Source organism: Actinobacillus succinogenes 130Z (assembly GCF_000017245.1).
Classification (GTDB): Bacteria; Pseudomonadota; Gammaproteobacteria; order Enterobacterales; family Pasteurellaceae; genus Exercitatus; species Exercitatus succinogenes.
The window spans coordinates 560,576-575,870 of sequence record NC_009655.1; the positions used below are offsets into that span (position 1 = coordinate 560,576).

Here is a 15,295-nt window from a genome sequence, read left to right on the forward strand (position 1 = left end):
TAAATAGAGAAATTTTGTGCATATTTTTACCATTATTCGGATTGTCGGCATTTTAGTCATGTGCTTTTCCTTTGCCATGCTTGCGCCGGCATTTATAGCGTTAATATATGGAGACGGCGGCGGTACGGCATTTATTCAGTCTTTCTTTATTAGTCTTGCCGTTGGGGCGAGTCTATGGTGGAGTTGCCACTTACATAAGGAAGAATTACGTTCCCGCGAAGGCTTTCTCATTGTTGTATCGTTTTGGGTTGTGTTGGGAAGCCTTGCTGCTTTACCGTTTATGTTGTTCGATGAACCCAATCTTACGCTGGCATCTGCGTTTTTCGAAGCTTTTTCAGGGTTAACTACCACTGGAGCGACGACGATTACAGGATTAGATAATTTACCGAAAGCGATTTTGTTTTATCGTCAGTTTTTGCAATGGCTAGGCGGAATGGGGATTATCGTGCTGGCGATTGCGATTATCCCTTTATTAGGAATCGGTGGCATGCAGCTTTATCGGGCTGAAATGTCAGGGCCGATGAAAGAACAAAAAATGCAACCGCGGATTGCCGAAACGGCTAAAACCTTATGGTTCATTTATGCTTCGCTCACGGTGCTTTGCGCATTATCTTATTATTGGGCCGGAATGTCCGGGTTTGATGCCATCAGTCATAGTTTTTCCACAGTGTCGATTGGCGGCTTTTCTACACATGATGCCAGTATGGGCTATTTTGATAGCCCGACAATTAATATGATTACGGTGGTATTTTTATTGATATCCGCCTGTAACTTTGCGTTGCACTTTCGTGCGTTTTCCGAAATTCGAGAAGGTAATTTTTTCAAGATTTATTTGCGGGATCCTGAGTTTCGCTTTTTTATTCGGATACAAATTGTGCTTATTGCCTTATGTTCTTTTGCGTTAGTCCGTCATCATACAGCCGATGATTGGTGGGTAAATGTCGAGCAAGCGGTTTTCCAAGCGGTTTCTATTTCTACTACTACAGGTTACACTACTGCCGATTTTACCCATTGGCCTTCTTTTATTCCTATGCTGTTAATTATTGCCTCCTTTATCGGCGGCTGTGCGGGGTCTGTCGGCGGCGGATTGCGTGTGGCGCGGGTGTTAGTACTTTCTTTGCAAGGTTTGCGAGAACTGAAATTATTCGTACATCCCAATTTGGTTTATCCGATAAAATGGGGAAAGGTTATTTTAGACAATCGTGTCATTTCCAGTATTTGGTCATTTTTTTCCGCTTATGTACTGCTTTTTGTAATCTGTCTGCTTTCGGTTATTGCCTGCGGATTGGAACCCTTTGACGCCTTTAATGCCGTATTGGCGTGTTTGAATAATTTAGGCCCGGGGATGGGCATTGTCAGCAGTAATTTTGTCGACGTACCGGATAGCGCAAAATGGATTCTTACCGGCGCAATGGTGTGCGGTCGACTTGAGATTTTTACTTTATTGGCTCTATTCAGCCCGGCGTTTTGGAGAACATAATGAAAACCTTGATTATTTATTCAAGCTATGACGGACAAACGAAGAAGATTGCTGAATTTATTGCACAGAAAATTAATGCCGAAGTGATTGCTCTTGAGCAAAGTGCGGTCAAAAATTTAGACGATTTTGAACGCATTATTATCGGAGCGTCTATTCGTTATGGTCATTTCAACAAAGCTCTTTATAAATTTATTGAAAAACAGACCGCACTTTTGAATCGAAAAACTACAGCGTTCTTCGGTGTGAATTTGACGGCGCGAAAAGCAGAAAAAAATACGCCGGAAACCAATGTTTATGTGCGTAAGTTTTTACAGCGAATTTCATGGCAACCAACCCTTTCTGCCGTTTTTGCCGGCGCGTTACGTTATCCGCGATATAATTTTTTTGATCGAACTATGATCCGACTCATAATGAAAATTACGGGCGGAGAAACGGATCCGTCGGCTGAGATCGAATATACGGATTGGAATAAAGTGGCAATTTTTGCAGCGGAATTTGCGGATGTTTAAACCGGATTGTTTGCAAATTCATCAAAAGAAAATATTTTTACATTTTTTTACAAAAAGGGCTTGCAAAGGATTCTAAAAGCCCTATAATACGCCCCACACAACGACGCGCCGTTGTGAAGAAGTCAAATCAAGCGGTGCGTCGTTGTTTTTTGCTCTTTAACAATTTATCAGACAATCTGTGTGGGCACCGGAAAGATTCGTTTAGAAAAAACAAATGAAGACTTAAGGTGCTGACCGAAGTTAATACATTAATGAATGTCAGTATATTGAGCGAAAAACTTTTTGAACTGAAGAGTTTGATCATGGCTCAGATTGAACGCTGGCGGCAGGCTTAACACATGCAAGTCGAACGGTAACGGGTGGAAAGCTTGCTTTCCATGCTGACGAGTGGCGGACGGGTGAGTAATGCTTGGGGATCTGGCTTATGGAGGGGGATAACGACGGGAAACTGTCGCTAATACCGCGTAATGTCTAAGGACTAAAGGGTGGGATTTTCGGACCGCCCGCCATAAGATGAGCCCAAGTGGGATTAGGTAGTTGGTGGGGTAAAGGCCTACCAAGCCGACGATCTCTAGCTGGTCTGAGAGGATGACCAGCCACACTGGAACTGAGACACGGTCCAGACTCCTACGGGAGGCAGCAGTGGGGAATATTGCGCAATGGGGGCAACCCTGACGCAGCCATGCCGCGTGAATGAAGAAGGCCTTCGGGTTGTAAAGTTCTTTCGGTGGTGAGGAAGGCGAATAAGTTAACAGCTTATTCGATTGACGTTAGCCACAGAAGAAGCACCGGCTAACTCCGTGCCAGCAGCCGCGGTAATACGGAGGGTGCGAGCGTTAATCGGAATAACTGGGCGTAAAGGGCACGCAGGCGGCTATTTAAGTGAGATGTGAAATCCCCGGGCTTAACCTGGGAACTGCATTTCAGACTGGGTAGCTAGAGTACTTTAGGGAGGGGTAGAATTCCACGTGTAGCGGTGAAATGCGTAGAGATGTGGAGGAATACCGAAGGCGAAGGCAGCCCCTTGGGAACGTACTGACGCTCATGTGCGAAAGCGTGGGGAGCAAACAGGATTAGATACCCTGGTAGTCCACGCTGTAAACGCTGTCGATTTGGGGATTGGGCGATAAGCCTGGTGCCCGAAGCTAACGTGATAAATCGACCGCCTGGGGAGTACGGCCGCAAGGTTAAAACTCAAATGAATTGACGGGGGCCCGCACAAGCGGTGGAGCATGTGGTTTAATTCGATGCAACGCGAAGAACCTTACCTACTCTTGACATCCTCAGAATCCGGTAGAGATATCGGAGTGCCTTCGGGAACTGAGAGACAGGTGCTGCATGGCTGTCGTCAGCTCGTGTTGTGAAATGTTGGGTTAAGTCCCGCAACGAGCGCAACCCTTATCCTTTGTTGCCAGCATGTAGAGATGGGAACTCAAAGGAGACTGCCGGTGATAAACCGGAGGAAGGTGGGGATGACGTCAAGTCATCATGGCCCTTACGAGTAGGGCTACACACGTGCTACAATGGCGTATACAGAGGGAAACGAGCCTGCGAGGGGGAGTGAATCTCAGAAAGTGCGTCGTAGTCCGGATTGGAGTCTGCAACTCGACTCCATGAAGTCGGAATCGCTAGTAATCGCGAATCAGCATGTCGCGGTGAATACGTTCCCGGGCCTTGTACACACCGCCCGTCACACCATGGGAGTGGGTTGTACCAGAAGTAGATAGCTTAACCGAAAGGGGGGGCGTTTACCACGGTATGATTCATGACTGGGGTGAAGTCGTAACAAGGTAACCGTAGGGGAACCTGCGGTTGGATCACCTCCTTACTAAAGAACGGATTACCGGTGTTCACACAGATTGTTTGATGAAAAGTAGAGAGAAAAGACCGCACTTTTGGTTGCTTACTAGGTCGAGCGACGAGATGAGAATCGAAGAAACGGAAGTGCAAGACAACAAAGAGATTATCTTTAGCTGTTGTCCCCATCGTCTAGAGGCCTAGGACATCGCCCTTTCACGGCGGTAACCGGGGTTCGAATCCCCGTGGGGACGCCAATTAAAGATGATTTCGTCTAACGCAAGTTAGGGTTTATCTTATTGTTCTTTAAAAAATTGGAAACAAGCTGAAAAACTGAAGAGATTTTCGAAAGAAAGTCTGAGTAGTAAAAATCTTGACTGAACAAAAGCAGTCAAGTGTTTAGTTTAAAAAACCGACTTCAAATTGAAGGCACTTTCTTGCAAAAGACAGTAAAGAGAACATTTGAGGTTGTATAGTTAAGCGACTAAGCGTACAGGGCGGATGCCTTGGCAATCAGAGGCGAAGAAGGACGTGCTAATCTGCGAAAAGCTCGGATGAGCCGATAAGAGGCGTTTAATCCGAGATGTCCGAATGGGGAAACCCGATGGATGAAGAATCCATCATTTCATTATGAATCCATAGTAATGAAAGGCGAACCGGGAGAACTGAAACATCTAAGTACCCCGAGGAAAAGAAATCAACCGAGATTCCGTGAGTAGCGGCGAGCGAAAGCGGAGCAGCCGGTCAGTGATAGCGGCATAGACAGAGGAATTGGCTGGGAAGCCAAGCGACAGAGGGTGACAGCCCCGTACTCGAAGTCTGAGCGGTGGTACTGAGCTGACGAGAAGTAGGGCGGGACACGAGGAATCCTGTCTGAAGAAGGGGGGCCCATCCTCCAAGGCTAAATACTCCTGATTGACCGATAGTGAACCAGTACCGTGAGGGAAAGGCGAAAAGAACCCCGGCGAGGGGAGTGAAAGAGAACCTGAAACCCTGTACGTACAAGCAGTGGGAGCCCCATCACTTAATCCAATTGGAAAGTGATGGAAATTAACCGCACGTTAATGATGGTAAGACGAGCGAAGCGAGTCAAACCTTCAAAAGAAGCAGTGGGATTAAGTGATGGGGTGACTGCGTACCTTTTGTATAATGGGTCAGCGACTTATATTTTGTAGCGAGGTTAACCGCATAGGGGAGCCGAAGGGAAACCGAGTCTTAACTGGGCGTGGAGTTGCAAGGTATAGACCCGAAACCCGGTGATCTAGCCATGGGCAGGTTGAAGGTTGGGTAACACTAACTGGAGGACCGAACCGACTAATGTTGAAAAATTAGCGGATGACCTGTGGCTGGGGGTGAAAGGCCAATCAAACCGGGAGATAGCTGGTTCTCCCCGAAATCTATTTAGGTAGAGCCTTGAGCGGACACCTTCGGGGGTAGAGCACTGTTTCGGCTAGGGGTCCATCCCGGATTACCAACCCGATGCAAACTGCGAATACCGAAGAGTGATACTCAGGAGACACACGGCGGGTGCTAACGTCCGTCGTGGAGAGGGAAACAACCCAGACCGCCAGCTAAGGTCCCGAAGTACTAGTTAAGTGGGAAACGAAGTGGGAAGGCTTAGACAGCTAGGATGTTGGCTTAGAAGCAGCCATCATTTAAAGAAAGCGTAATAGCTCACTAGTCGAGTCGGCCTGCGCGGAAGATGTAACGGGGCTAAAACTAGTCACCGAAGCTGCGGCATCAATGGAGACATTGTTGGGTAGGGGAGCGTTGTGTAAGCGGAAGAAGGTGAGTCGAGAGGCTTGCTGGACGTATCACAAGTGCGAATGCTGACATAAGTAACGATAAAACGGGTGAAAAACCCGTTCGCCGGAAGACCAAGGGTTCCTGTCCAACGTTAATCGGGGCAGGGTGAGTCGGCCCCTAAGGCGAGGCTGAAAAGCGTAGTCGATGGGAAACGGGTTAATATTCCCGTACTTGGATAAACTGCGATGCGGGGACGGAGAAGGTTAGGTTATCAGACGGTTGGATGTCTGTTTAAGCCGGTAGGTGGAGAGTTTAGGCAAATCCGGACTCTTTAATAACACCGAGAAGTGATGACGAGGCTCTAAGGAGCCGAAGTAACCGATACCATGCTTCCAGGAAAAGCCGCTAAGCTTCAGGTTTATCTGAACCGTACTATAAACCGACACAGGTGGTCAGGTAGAGAATACTCAGGCGCTTGAGAGAACTCGGGTGAAGGAACTAGGCAAAATAGCACCGTAACTTCGGGAGAAGGTGCGCCGGGATAAATTGTAGAGATAGACTCTTGAAGGTTGAACCGGTCGAAGTGACCCGCTGGCTGCAACTGTTTATTAAAAACACAGCACTCTGCAAACACGAAAGTGGAAGTATAGGGTGTGATGCCTGCCCGGTGCCGGAAGGTTAATTGATGGTGTAATCGCAAGAGAAGCACCTGATCGAAGCCCCGGTAAACGGCGGCCGTAACTATAACGGTCCTAAGGTAGCGAAATTCCTTGTCGGGTAAGTTCCGACCTGCACGAATGGCATAATGATGGCCAGGCTGTCTCCACCCGAGACTCAGTGAAATTGAAATCGCCGTGAAGATGCGGTGTACCCGCGGCTAGACGGAAAGACCCCGTGAACCTTTACTATAGCTTGACACTGAACCTTGAATTTTGATGTGTAGGATAGGTGGGAGGCATTGAAGCGGTCACGCCAGTGACAGTGGAGCCATTCTTGAAATACCACCCTTTAACGTTTGATGTTCTAACGAGGAGTGAAAACACGCTCTCGGACAGTGTCTGGTGGGTAGTTTGACTGGGGCGGTCTCCTCCCAAAGAGTAACGGAGGAGCACGAAGGTTTGCTAATGACGGTCGGACATCGTCAGGTTAGCGCAATGGTAAAAGCAAGCTTAACTGCGAGACGGACAAGTCGAGCAGGTGCGAAAGCAGGTCATAGTGATCCGGTGGTTCTGAATGGAAGGGCCATCGCTCAACGGATAAAAGGTACTCCGGGGATAACAGGCTGATACCGCCCAAGAGTTCATATCGACGGCGGTGTTTGGCACCTCGATGTCGGCTCATCACATCCTGGGGCTGAAGTAGGTCCCAAGGGTATGGCTGTTCGCCATTTAAAGTGGTACGCGAGCTGGGTTTAGAACGTCGTGAGACAGTTCGGTCCCTATCTGCCGTGGGCGCAGGAGAATTGAAAGGGGCTGCTCCTAGTACGAGAGGACCGGAGTGGACGCATCCCTGGTGTTCCGGTTGTGTCGCCAGACGCATTGCCGGGTAGCTACATGCGGGAGAGATAAGTGCTGAAAGCATCTAAGCACGAAACTTGCCTTAAGATGAGTTCTCCCAGACTTTAGGTCTGTAAGGGTTGTTGTAGACGACGACGTAGATAGGTGGGATGTGTAAGCGTTGCGAGACGTTGAGCTAACCCATACTAATTGCCCGAGAGGCTTAACTATACAACGCTCAAATGTTTTCGGCTTGTTTCGAATTTTAAAGGAAGCGGCGCGGGCTATTGAGAGGTAGAGGCGTTGCGGATAAGCGGAGAACAACAGAATTATCTTGGCGGCGACAGTGCGGTGGTCCCACCTGACCCCATGCCGAACTCAGAAGTGAAACGCCGTAATGCCGATGGTAGTGTGGGATATTCCCATGTGAGAGTAGGGCACCGCCAGGTAGCGATAAAGAAACCCCGGTTCAGAAATGAGCCGGGGTTTTTGGGTTTTTAGGGTTTTGAGCTGTTTATCATATTTTGATACTTATCTGCCATATTTTTAAAAAAACACGACAAAATCTGACCGCACTTCTTAAAAGTTAAGGATTATTAATTAAAGCGGATTCTGCTAGTGGTGCAGCAAGCGTTTATTTTACGAATAAGTATTATTATATAATGTCAATAACCTTAACGATATGGCCGTCAAATTGAAAACGGATGTTGTAGTCATATAATTTGATTCCATATATTTTCTTTGAATTTTTTTCTTGATGGTAGGCAGGACGGGGATCCTGTTGTAAGACTTCTGTAATAAACCGTTGTATAAACGGGTATTTTTGTTGAATCCGGGTAAGAATATTTTTAGCTTCCTCGGTAAAAGTAACGGCTAAATTGTTTTTAGGCTTATGCTGAGCAAAACCTGAAATGGCATTGGGTTCTTGATCCGCATAAGCGATATAAGGTTTAATATCAAGGATGGGCGTACCGTCAACTAAGTCCACGGCGCCTAAATATAATTTTACATTTCCATTTTCACATTCTATCTTTTTTAATGCTACTTTGGATAATCCAAGCGGGTTAGGGCGATGAGTTGAGCGTGTGGCAAAGACACCCATTCTTCGGTTGCCACCTAATCTGGGCGGTCTTACCGTCGGATTCCATTTGCCGCGTTCAATACGATCGAATTGGAAAATGAGCCATAAATGCGAAAACTGTTCTAATCCTCGCACGCTTTCAGGAATATTATAGGGTGGCAATAACTCTAGGACACCGGTTCCGTCCTGTATTAAGTCAGGTTGGCGAGGAACGGAAAATTTTTCTTTATAAGGCGTATGGATTACTGCAATTGGCGTTAAGGTTAAGTCAGACATCATTTCTAATCTATGGTAAACTTCGTTTTTCGTATGATACCTGAAACCGCAAAAGTGCGGTCAGAAATTTTGTAGATTTTTATGGCTAAAACATCATTTAAAGCGTGGCTTGATACCGCGCGCCCTAAAACGCTTCCGCTTGCATTGGCAATAATTTTAACCGGTTCGGCACTTTCCCAATGGCGGGGAAGTTTCAGCTGGTCAGTGACGTTGTTATGCTTGTTAACGGCAACGTTACTTCAGATAGTGTCTAATTTTGCCAATGATTACGGTGACTATCAGAAAGGTTCGGATACGGCAGAAAGAATCGGGCCGTTACGCGGTATTCAGCAAGGAGAAATGACGGCAGCACAACTACGAAAGGGGTTAATTGTTGCTATCACGATAAGTTTTGTTTCCGGCGTATTGCTGATTGCCATCGCATATGAAGATATTAAAGATCTCATTGTATTCGGTGGATTAGGACTGCTTGCCATTTTGGCGGCAATTACTTACACCGTCGGCAAAAAACCTTATGGATATTTGGGATTAGGTGATATTTCTGTCTTTTTATTTTTTGGTTTATTATCGGTTTGCGGAACCTATTATTTGCAAACTCATGAATTGAGCGGCGATATCTTTCTGCCGGCATCGGCTTGCGGACTGCTTTCTACCGCAGTACTGAATATCAACAATTTACGGGATATTGAACAAGATAAAAAAGCGGGGAAAAATACGTTAATTGTTCGAATCGGCCCGGAAAAAGGACGAATTTATCATTGTTTCTTATTATTGGGAGCAGTGCTTTGTTACGCACTTTTTGCATTAAAATATAAACCTATTTTGTTGAGCGTCATAGGTGTTATTGCTTTTTTATTAGCAAGACATGCAAAATTTGTTGTCACCCATAAAGATCCGTCAGCATTGCGTCCTATGTTGGCGAAAATGTCGATGTTGGCGCTTATCAGCACTGTGCTTTTCAGTTTAGGCTTGCTAATGTTACCGTAACGGGCATATACTTACGTTTATTGTTTCGAAAGAAAGGAAATTATATGCGAATTGATACTTCAGAACTTTGCGATATTTATCTCGATCAAGTGGATGTCGTGGATCCTATTTTTTCAAGTTTTGGTGGTGTGCAGGCATTTTATGGCAAGGTCACAACGGTGAAATGCTTTGAAACTAACGGGTTAATTGAAGAGATTCTGGAAGAAAACGGAGAAGGGCGCGTATTGGTTATTGATGGTGGCGGATCGATTCGTCGAGCATTGATTGATGCGGAGCTCGCTCGACTCGCTGCGGATAATCATTGGGAAGGGATTATTGTCTATGGTGCGATTCGCCAGCTTTCCGAATTAGAAAATATTGAAATCGGTATCCATGCGTTAGCGCCGATTCCTGTGAGTGCGGATGAATCTAATTACGGCGAAAGCGATATTCCGGTCAATTTTGGCGGTGTAACGTTCTTTCCGGAGGATTATATTTATGCGGATTTAACGGGTATTATCCTTTCTCAGGAACCGTTGGATTTAGATGAATTAAATGCGGAATAATGAATTTGAAAAGCAAAATTGCGGTCGATTTTGATTGTATTTTTATTCATAACGTTACGTAAATGTGGCATAACAAACAAAAGGCTTGGATTTCTCCAAGCCTTTTGTTTTGAGCATAATTCTGTGAATTATGCACCAAGACGTTCTTTAATACGTGCAGATTTACCGGAACGTTCACGTAAGTAGTAAAGTTTGGCTTTGCGTACCGCACCTTTACGTTTCACGGTGATGCTGTCGATTACCGGTGAATGTGTTTGGAAAACGCGCTCAACACCGGTACCGTTAGATACTTTACGTAAAGTGAATGCGCTGTGCAAGCCACGGTTACGAATTGCAATAACTACGCCTTCAAATGCTTGCAAACGTCTTTTAGCGCCTTCAACTACCCATACTTTCACTTCTAATGTGTCGCCCGGACGGAAGCTAGGTACGTTTTGTTTTAATTGTTCTTCTTCAAGTTGTTTAATGATGTTGCTCATTTTTTTACCTTTTGTGTAACTAGTGTTAACTGATTAAACTGTTTCAGATTTTATCTGATTCAGTATTTTCTTTTGTTCGTCAGTCAGAGCTAGTTTTTCCAGTAGCTCAGGGCGTCGTAACCACGTTCGCTCTAACGATTGTGTTAACCGCCATTTACGAATTTGTTCGTGATTACCCGACATCAGCACGGGAGGAACGGTTAAGCCGTCTAATTCTTCCGGTCTGGTGTAATGCGGACAATCCAATAATCCTGCGGCAAAGGAATCTTCATCCGCCGAGGCTTGTTTGCCTAAAACACCCGGAATAAATCTTGCAACGGCATCAATTAATGTCATTGCAGGAAGTTCTCCGCCGGTCAGCACGTAATCCCCGATTGACCATTCTTCATCGACTTCGGTTTGAATCAATCGTTCGTCAATACCTTCGTAACGTCCGCATACCAAGATTAATTTCTTATTTTGGGCTAATTCCGTTACGCCGGATTGTTCGAGTTTACGTCCCTGCGGCGAAAGGTAAATTACCTTTACGCCTTCACCTGCTTCAGCTTTGGCCGAGTGGATTGCATCACGTAACGGTTGTACCATCATCAGCATTCCCGGGCCACCGCCATAAGGGCGATCGTCTACGGTTTTGTGCTTATCGTGAGTAAAATCCCGCGGATTATAGCATCGCACTTGCAGCAGGTTCTGTTTAACAGCTCTACCTGTTACCCCAAATTCTGTAATTGCTTTAAACATTTCAGGAAACAGGGTGACGATCCCTATAAACATAATTTATCCTTCGTGTTACGACTTAAAGCGCTACAGCATACCTGAGATTAGAAACCAGCGTCCCAATCCACTTCAATCGTCTTTGTGGTGAGATCGACTCTTTTAACTACTTTTTCATACAAGAACGGAATTAAACGCTCTTGTTTGCCGAAGGCATCTTTGACATTTGCACGGACAACCAACACATCGTTTGAACCTGTTTCCATCATTTCGGAAACGGTTCCCATGGTATACCCTTGTAGATTGACGACCTGGCAGCCGATTAAATCGTGCCAGTAATAATCGCCTTCTTCAAGTTTCGGGAAAACAGACAAATCCACGCCGATCTCGACATTGGTTAAAGCCTGTGCCGCATCACGATCATCTACGTTTTTCAATTTGGCAATTAATTCGTGATTATGATGTTTCCAGCTTTCTAACTCGGCAGGTTGCCATTGACCTTTAATTTTCAAAAACCAAGGCTGATAATCAAAAATGCTTTCTGCGTATTCTGTTGATGAATAAATGCGTAACCAACCACGAATACCGTAAGTTGAACCGAGTTTGCCAACTACTTCAATACGTTGTTGTTCCATTTATACCACCTATCAATTCAAATCAATGAATTAAGCTGCTTTTTGCACTTCTTTAACTAATGCGGAAACGCGATCAGATAAAGACGCACCTTTTTCAACCCATGCGTTAACACGGTCTAAATCTAAACGTAAACGTTCGGCTTTACCGGTTGCTAACGGGTTGAAGAAGCCAACGCGTTCGATGAAACGACCGTCACGCGGTGAACGGCTGTCAGCTACAACGATTTGATAAAATGGGCGTTTTTTAGCTCCGCCACGAGATAAACGAATGGTTACCATAACCTTCCTCTAAGTATTTAATAATAAAAGAAAACCTGCATGAGCGCTGCAGGAATGCTTACTTTTTTCTCTGTGTATATAGACAAAAAGCCCAAGAATTATACATTCTTGAGCTTAAAAAGCAAGGTTTACCTGCACGTAAACGGTAAAAGTGCGGTTAATTTTAGCGTATTTTTAGCGGATTTGAGCCACTCCGTTTTCGACCCGAATTACGTTGCTCTTCATCGCGTTCGCTAACAGGCGATCATTTTCCGGCAAGGCGGCGCGCGGTGCTTCGTTATGCCATAAATGGTAGGCTATCGCCGCAAATTTAATGGTCGCAATTTTGCCGCCGTTATTAAAAAAACGCGCAACGAATTCGCTGTCTTCTCTTCCCCAACCGACGAAATCGTTATTAAAACCGTTAATTGCCAACGCCTCTTCGCGGAAAAAGCCCATATTGCAACCGCGAATATTTTTGTAAAAATGACGCTTTTCCTTTTTTAATAAGAGATTTGCCAGTAACGGACAATGAATCGCTGAAAAACGTTTTTCAAAGCGCTTTTCCAAGCCTTTTTCATACCATTTTAGCGCTCGGTAACTGTCAGGTGCGGTCAGTAATTCAGCTGTTTTTCCTTCCGGCAATACAATCCGCCCGCCCTGTATATACACGCCTTTTTTGGCCGCTTTTTTGTGATCCGCGATAAATTCCGGGTGCATCACCATATCGCCGTCGATAATCACGATATAATCACCGGTTGCCATAGATAACGCCCGATTACGGGATTCCGCCAGACGGAACCCGTCATCGGGTTGCCAGGCGTGTTTTACCGGCACAGGACAACGTGCTGCAAATGCGTCAATCACCGCTTTAGTTTCTTGTGTAGAACCGTCATCCGCCACAATCACTTCATCCGGCAATACCCGTTGCGCCGATACGGAGTTTAACACTAGCTGTAAGGCATCCGGACGGTTGTAGGTGGTCACGATTAACGAAGCGGTCAACGTTTGATTCGCCTCCGCCAGTTTCACATATTTATAGTAAGCGCCGCAGGCGTTGGCAAAGGAAATCACAAAACCGTCCGCGCCGGACATAAAACCGCGTTTTAACAGATAATTTTTACAGAAGGCGGAAAAACCGTGAGAAATCGCCGACGGCACGGATGCCCGTTTGCGGAATTTTTGTTGCTCCGCAAACAGCGTAGTGTATTGCTGCATTTTGTCGATTAAACCGACCGCACTTTCGAAGGAATAATGGTTAAAAGCGTTTTGCAGTTTTATCAATTCCACGTTTCGGGGAATATCCAAACCTTCGTGTACCTGTTTATCGTTGAAATTTACCACCGTACGGTTGTACAGACGTTTCACGTAATCGGGATACCAGCCGCAGGTTTTAATCGGTTTGCCGCGGTAATGGTTAATGCGCAACATCGCATATACTTTATTGACATCGTTAAAATCCAGCCGACGGATTTCCTCCACTAATTCCGCCGGAAACACTTCATCGCTGTCGATATTGATAATCCAATCATGCCGGGCGAAGCTCGCCGCCAGATTTTTCATGGGGCCGAAACCGTTAAATTCGTGAAAATGAATTTTTACATTTTCAAACTGTTCCGCAATCGCCAACGTGCTATCCGTGGAACCGTTATCCAACAGGATAATTTCGTCAAAATCCGCCAGCGCCGTCAACACGGTTCGCAGATATTTCTCGGCATTTTTTACCAGCATAGTGACGGAAACAGGGATTTTATTCATAGTCATTCTCTTTAAAGTGCGGTCAAAATTCGTAAACTTTTGAGATTATAGCCATATCGTAAAAGGTTGCCTAGCAAAACGGTAAAATTCCCGCTATAATCAGACCGTTTTATTCACTCAAATTAATAATAAGGAAGGCTAAAATGGGTTTAGAAATCGTTCCAGCGGGTAAAGAATTGCCAGACGATATTTATGTGGTCATCGAAATTCCGGCAAACTCGGATCCTATTAAATACGAAGTAGATAAAGAAACCGGTACGCTGTTTGTTGACCGTTTCATGGCTACGGCAATGTTCTATCCGGCGAACTACGGTTATGTCAACCACACGTTATCTTTGGACGGCGATCCTGTAGACGTGCTAGTGCCTACTCCTTATCCGTTACAACCGGGAGCCGTGATCCGTTGCCGCCCGGTAGGCGTATTGAAAATGACCGACGAATCCGGACAAGATGCGAAAGTTATCGCGGTTCCGCATACTAAACTCAGCAAGGAATATGATCACATTAAAGATGTGAACGATTTACCTGCACTGTTAAAGGCACAAATTCAGCACTTCTTCGAAAGTTACAAAGCGTTGGAAGCGGGTAAATGGGTTAAGGTTGACGGTTGGGAAGGCGTTGAGTCGGCCCGCAAAGAAATCTTGGATTCCTTTGAACGTGCGAAAAAATAAGCGTTTTTTACTGCCGTCCTTGGTTAAGGGCGGTATTTTTTTGATTTGAGTTTTAATATGATGAAATTATTACGAAAACTGGCCGTTCTTTCTTTTGTCGCCGCTTTGGTTGTGGGTTGCGCTTCTTCGGCGGAAATCAATCGACAGTCGGCATCCCAATATGCGCAAGTGGTTCGACAGGCGAAAGCTAAAAAATTAGTAGACACTACTTCCGCTACTGCGGTTCGCATCAAAAATGTCTTTAACCGAATGGTACCTTATGCCACGGCGGAAAATCACACCGGCGAACGTTTCGATTGGGAAATTACGGTAGTCAAGAGTAACGAACTGAACGCATGGGCCATGCCGGGCGGTAAAATGATGTTTTATACCGGTTTGGTCGACCGCCTTAAGCTGACCGATGATGAAATCGCCGTGGTGATGGGACATGAAATGGCTCACGCTTTAAGGGAACACGGCAAAGCCTCCCATAATGTGGGTATTGCGACCGGCATTTTGGGCGCCGTAGCGGAAATAGGTGTGTCAGCGGCATTGGGGGCGGATACCGGCGGTTTGGCGAGCGGTACGGTTGACTTGATGACTAACAAACCGTTTTCCCGCAGCAACGAAACCGAAGCGGACGAAATCGGGTTAATTCTGATGGCGAAATCAGGCTATAACCCGCAGGCAGCACCGGGACTTTGGAAGAAAATGCAGACAGCCGGCGGTTCAAATGGTGCGAGCATTTTCTCTACTCACCCGAGCGACGAATTCCGTCAGGAAAACTTACAGCGCTTATTGCCGGAAGCGATGAAATATTACAAGCCGCGTAAATAAACGAAATGCCTGTTCTTTCGGGCAGGCATTTTTTATGGCGGTATTGAGAT

The 15,295-nt window shown here is 45.7% G+C and carries 12 protein-coding genes, 1 tRNA gene and 3 rRNA genes; 10 read left to right on the top strand and 6 right to left on the bottom strand.

The window, feature by feature from the left end; translation table 11 throughout:
• Nucleotides 1-58: 58 nt before the first annotated feature.
• From ASUC_RS02640 to rrf, 6 genes are all read left to right on the top strand, one after another.
• The gene (locus ASUC_RS02640; protein ID WP_404799670.1) at nt 59-1,480 is read left to right on the top strand and encodes a TrkH family potassium uptake protein; all 1,422 of its coding nucleotides are present in this window, start codon (nt 59-61) and stop codon (nt 1,478-1,480) included.
• A complete protein-coding gene (hemG, locus tag ASUC_RS02645; RefSeq protein WP_012072268.1) occupies nt 1,480-1,989 on the top strand; it encodes a menaquinone-dependent protoporphyrinogen IX dehydrogenase in 510 nt (169 codons plus the stop codon). The genes ASUC_RS02640 and hemG overlap by 1 nt, the downstream gene beginning before the upstream one ends.
• A gap of 284 nt (nt 1,990-2,273) precedes the next feature.
• A 16S ribosomal RNA gene (locus ASUC_RS02650) occupies nt 2,274-3,817 on the top strand.
• A gap of 150 nt (nt 3,818-3,967) precedes the next feature.
• A tRNA-Glu gene (locus ASUC_RS02655) sits at nt 3,968-4,043 on the top strand.
• A 217-nt stretch (nt 4,044-4,260) separates the two neighbouring features.
• Nucleotides 4,261-7,259: ribosomal RNA gene (locus ASUC_RS02660) — 23S ribosomal RNA — on the top strand.
• A 102-nt stretch (nt 7,260-7,361) separates the two neighbouring features.
• Nucleotides 7,362-7,477, top strand: a 5S ribosomal RNA gene (gene rrf, locus ASUC_RS02665).
• Together the 16S, 23S and 5S rRNA genes with 1 tRNA gene alongside form the textbook arrangement of a ribosomal RNA operon.
• A 206-nt stretch (nt 7,478-7,683) precedes the next feature.
• On the opposite strand, the gene tsaA is transcribed toward rrf, so the two are convergent.
• Complete coding sequence (tsaA, locus tag ASUC_RS02670; protein WP_012072269.1) at nt 7,684-8,385, bottom strand: tRNA (N6-threonylcarbamoyladenosine(37)-N6)-methyltransferase TrmO; 702 nt, start codon at nt 8,383-8,385, stop codon at nt 7,684-7,686.
• Nucleotides 8,386-8,466: 81 nt separating this feature from the next.
• On the opposite strand from tsaA, the gene ASUC_RS02675 reads away from it, so the two are divergent.
• Together ASUC_RS02675 and rraA are read left to right on the top strand one after the other, a co-directional pair.
• Nucleotides 8,467-9,372 carry a 1,4-dihydroxy-2-naphthoate polyprenyltransferase gene (locus ASUC_RS02675; protein WP_012072270.1) on the top strand — a complete coding sequence of 302 codons (906 nt, stop codon included), beginning with the start codon at nt 8,467-8,469 and terminating at the stop codon, nt 9,370-9,372.
• Nucleotides 9,373-9,416: 44 nt separating this feature from the next.
• On the top strand, nt 9,417-9,917 hold the full coding sequence (gene rraA / locus ASUC_RS02680) for a ribonuclease E activity regulator RraA (RefSeq protein ID WP_012072271.1): 501 nt from the start codon (nt 9,417-9,419) through the stop codon (nt 9,915-9,917).
• Nucleotides 9,918-10,045: 128 nt separating this feature from the next.
• On the opposite strand, the gene rplS is transcribed toward rraA, so the two are convergent.
• The 5 genes from rplS to ASUC_RS02705 form a co-directional block, all read right to left on the bottom strand.
• Complete coding sequence (rplS, locus tag ASUC_RS02685) at nt 10,046-10,396, bottom strand: 50S ribosomal protein L19 (protein WP_012072272.1); 351 nt, start codon at nt 10,394-10,396, stop codon at nt 10,046-10,048.
• A gap of 33 nt (nt 10,397-10,429) precedes the next feature.
• Entirely contained in the window at nt 10,430-11,167 is a 738-nt protein-coding gene (trmD, locus tag ASUC_RS02690; RefSeq protein ID WP_012072273.1) for a tRNA (guanosine(37)-N1)-methyltransferase TrmD, read from the bottom strand.
• A 47-nt stretch (nt 11,168-11,214) separates the two neighbouring features.
• A complete protein-coding gene (rimM, locus tag ASUC_RS02695; protein ID WP_012072274.1) occupies nt 11,215-11,742 on the bottom strand; it encodes a ribosome maturation factor RimM in 528 nt (175 codons plus the stop codon).
• A gap of 30 nt (nt 11,743-11,772) precedes the next feature.
• Nucleotides 11,773-12,021: a 30S ribosomal protein S16 gene (gene rpsP, locus ASUC_RS02700; protein WP_012072275.1), complete on the bottom strand. Its 249-nt coding sequence runs from the start codon at nt 12,019-12,021 to the stop codon at nt 11,773-11,775.
• A 174-nt stretch (nt 12,022-12,195) separates the two neighbouring features.
• Complete coding sequence (locus tag ASUC_RS02705; protein ID WP_041834600.1) at nt 12,196-13,758, bottom strand: glycosyltransferase family 2 protein; 1,563 nt, start codon at nt 13,756-13,758, stop codon at nt 12,196-12,198.
• A gap of 143 nt (nt 13,759-13,901) precedes the next feature.
• Here ASUC_RS02705 and ppa point away from each other — a divergent pair, with 143 nt between their 5' ends.
• Together ppa and ASUC_RS02715 are read left to right on the top strand one after the other, a co-directional pair.
• Entirely contained in the window at nt 13,902-14,429 is a 528-nt protein-coding gene (ppa, locus tag ASUC_RS02710; protein WP_012072277.1) for an inorganic diphosphatase, read from the top strand.
• 60 nt (nt 14,430-14,489) lie between these two features.
• Nucleotides 14,490-15,245 carry a M48 family metallopeptidase gene (locus ASUC_RS02715; protein ID WP_041834704.1) on the top strand — a complete coding sequence of 252 codons (756 nt, stop codon included), beginning with the start codon at nt 14,490-14,492 and terminating at the stop codon, nt 15,243-15,245.
• Nucleotides 15,246-15,295: the final 50 nt, after the last annotated feature.

What these genes read in the sequence shown, in the direction of transcription:
- ASUC_RS02640 (WP_404799670.1), top strand. Translation starts at nt 59, where the DNA reads ATGTGCTTTTCCTTTGCCATGCTTGCGCCGGCATTTATAGCGTTAATA.
- hemG (WP_012072268.1), top strand. Translation starts at nt 1,480, where the DNA reads ATGAAAACCTTGATTATTTATTCAAGCTATGACGGACAAACGAAGAAG.
- tsaA (WP_012072269.1), bottom strand. Translation starts at nt 8,385, where the DNA reads ATGTCTGACTTAACCTTAACGCCAATTGCAGTAATCCATACGCCTTAT.
- ASUC_RS02675 (WP_012072270.1), top strand. Translation starts at nt 8,467, where the DNA reads ATGGCTAAAACATCATTTAAAGCGTGGCTTGATACCGCGCGCCCTAAA.
- rraA (WP_012072271.1), top strand. Translation starts at nt 9,417, where the DNA reads ATGCGAATTGATACTTCAGAACTTTGCGATATTTATCTCGATCAAGTG.
- rplS (WP_012072272.1), bottom strand. Translation starts at nt 10,396, where the DNA reads ATGAGCAACATCATTAAACAACTTGAAGAAGAACAATTAAAACAAAAC.
- trmD (WP_012072273.1), bottom strand. Translation starts at nt 11,167, where the DNA reads ATGTTTATAGGGATCGTCACCCTGTTTCCTGAAATGTTTAAAGCAATT.
- rimM (WP_012072274.1), bottom strand. Translation starts at nt 11,742, where the DNA reads ATGGAACAACAACGTATTGAAGTAGTTGGCAAACTCGGTTCAACTTAC.
- rpsP (WP_012072275.1), bottom strand. Translation starts at nt 12,021, where the DNA reads ATGGTAACCATTCGTTTATCTCGTGGCGGAGCTAAAAAACGCCCATTT.
- ASUC_RS02705 (WP_041834600.1), bottom strand. Translation starts at nt 13,758, where the DNA reads ATGAATAAAATCCCTGTTTCCGTCACTATGCTGGTAAAAAATGCCGAG.
- ppa (WP_012072277.1), top strand. Translation starts at nt 13,902, where the DNA reads ATGGGTTTAGAAATCGTTCCAGCGGGTAAAGAATTGCCAGACGATATT.
- ASUC_RS02715 (WP_041834704.1), top strand. Translation starts at nt 14,490, where the DNA reads ATGAAATTATTACGAAAACTGGCCGTTCTTTCTTTTGTCGCCGCTTTG.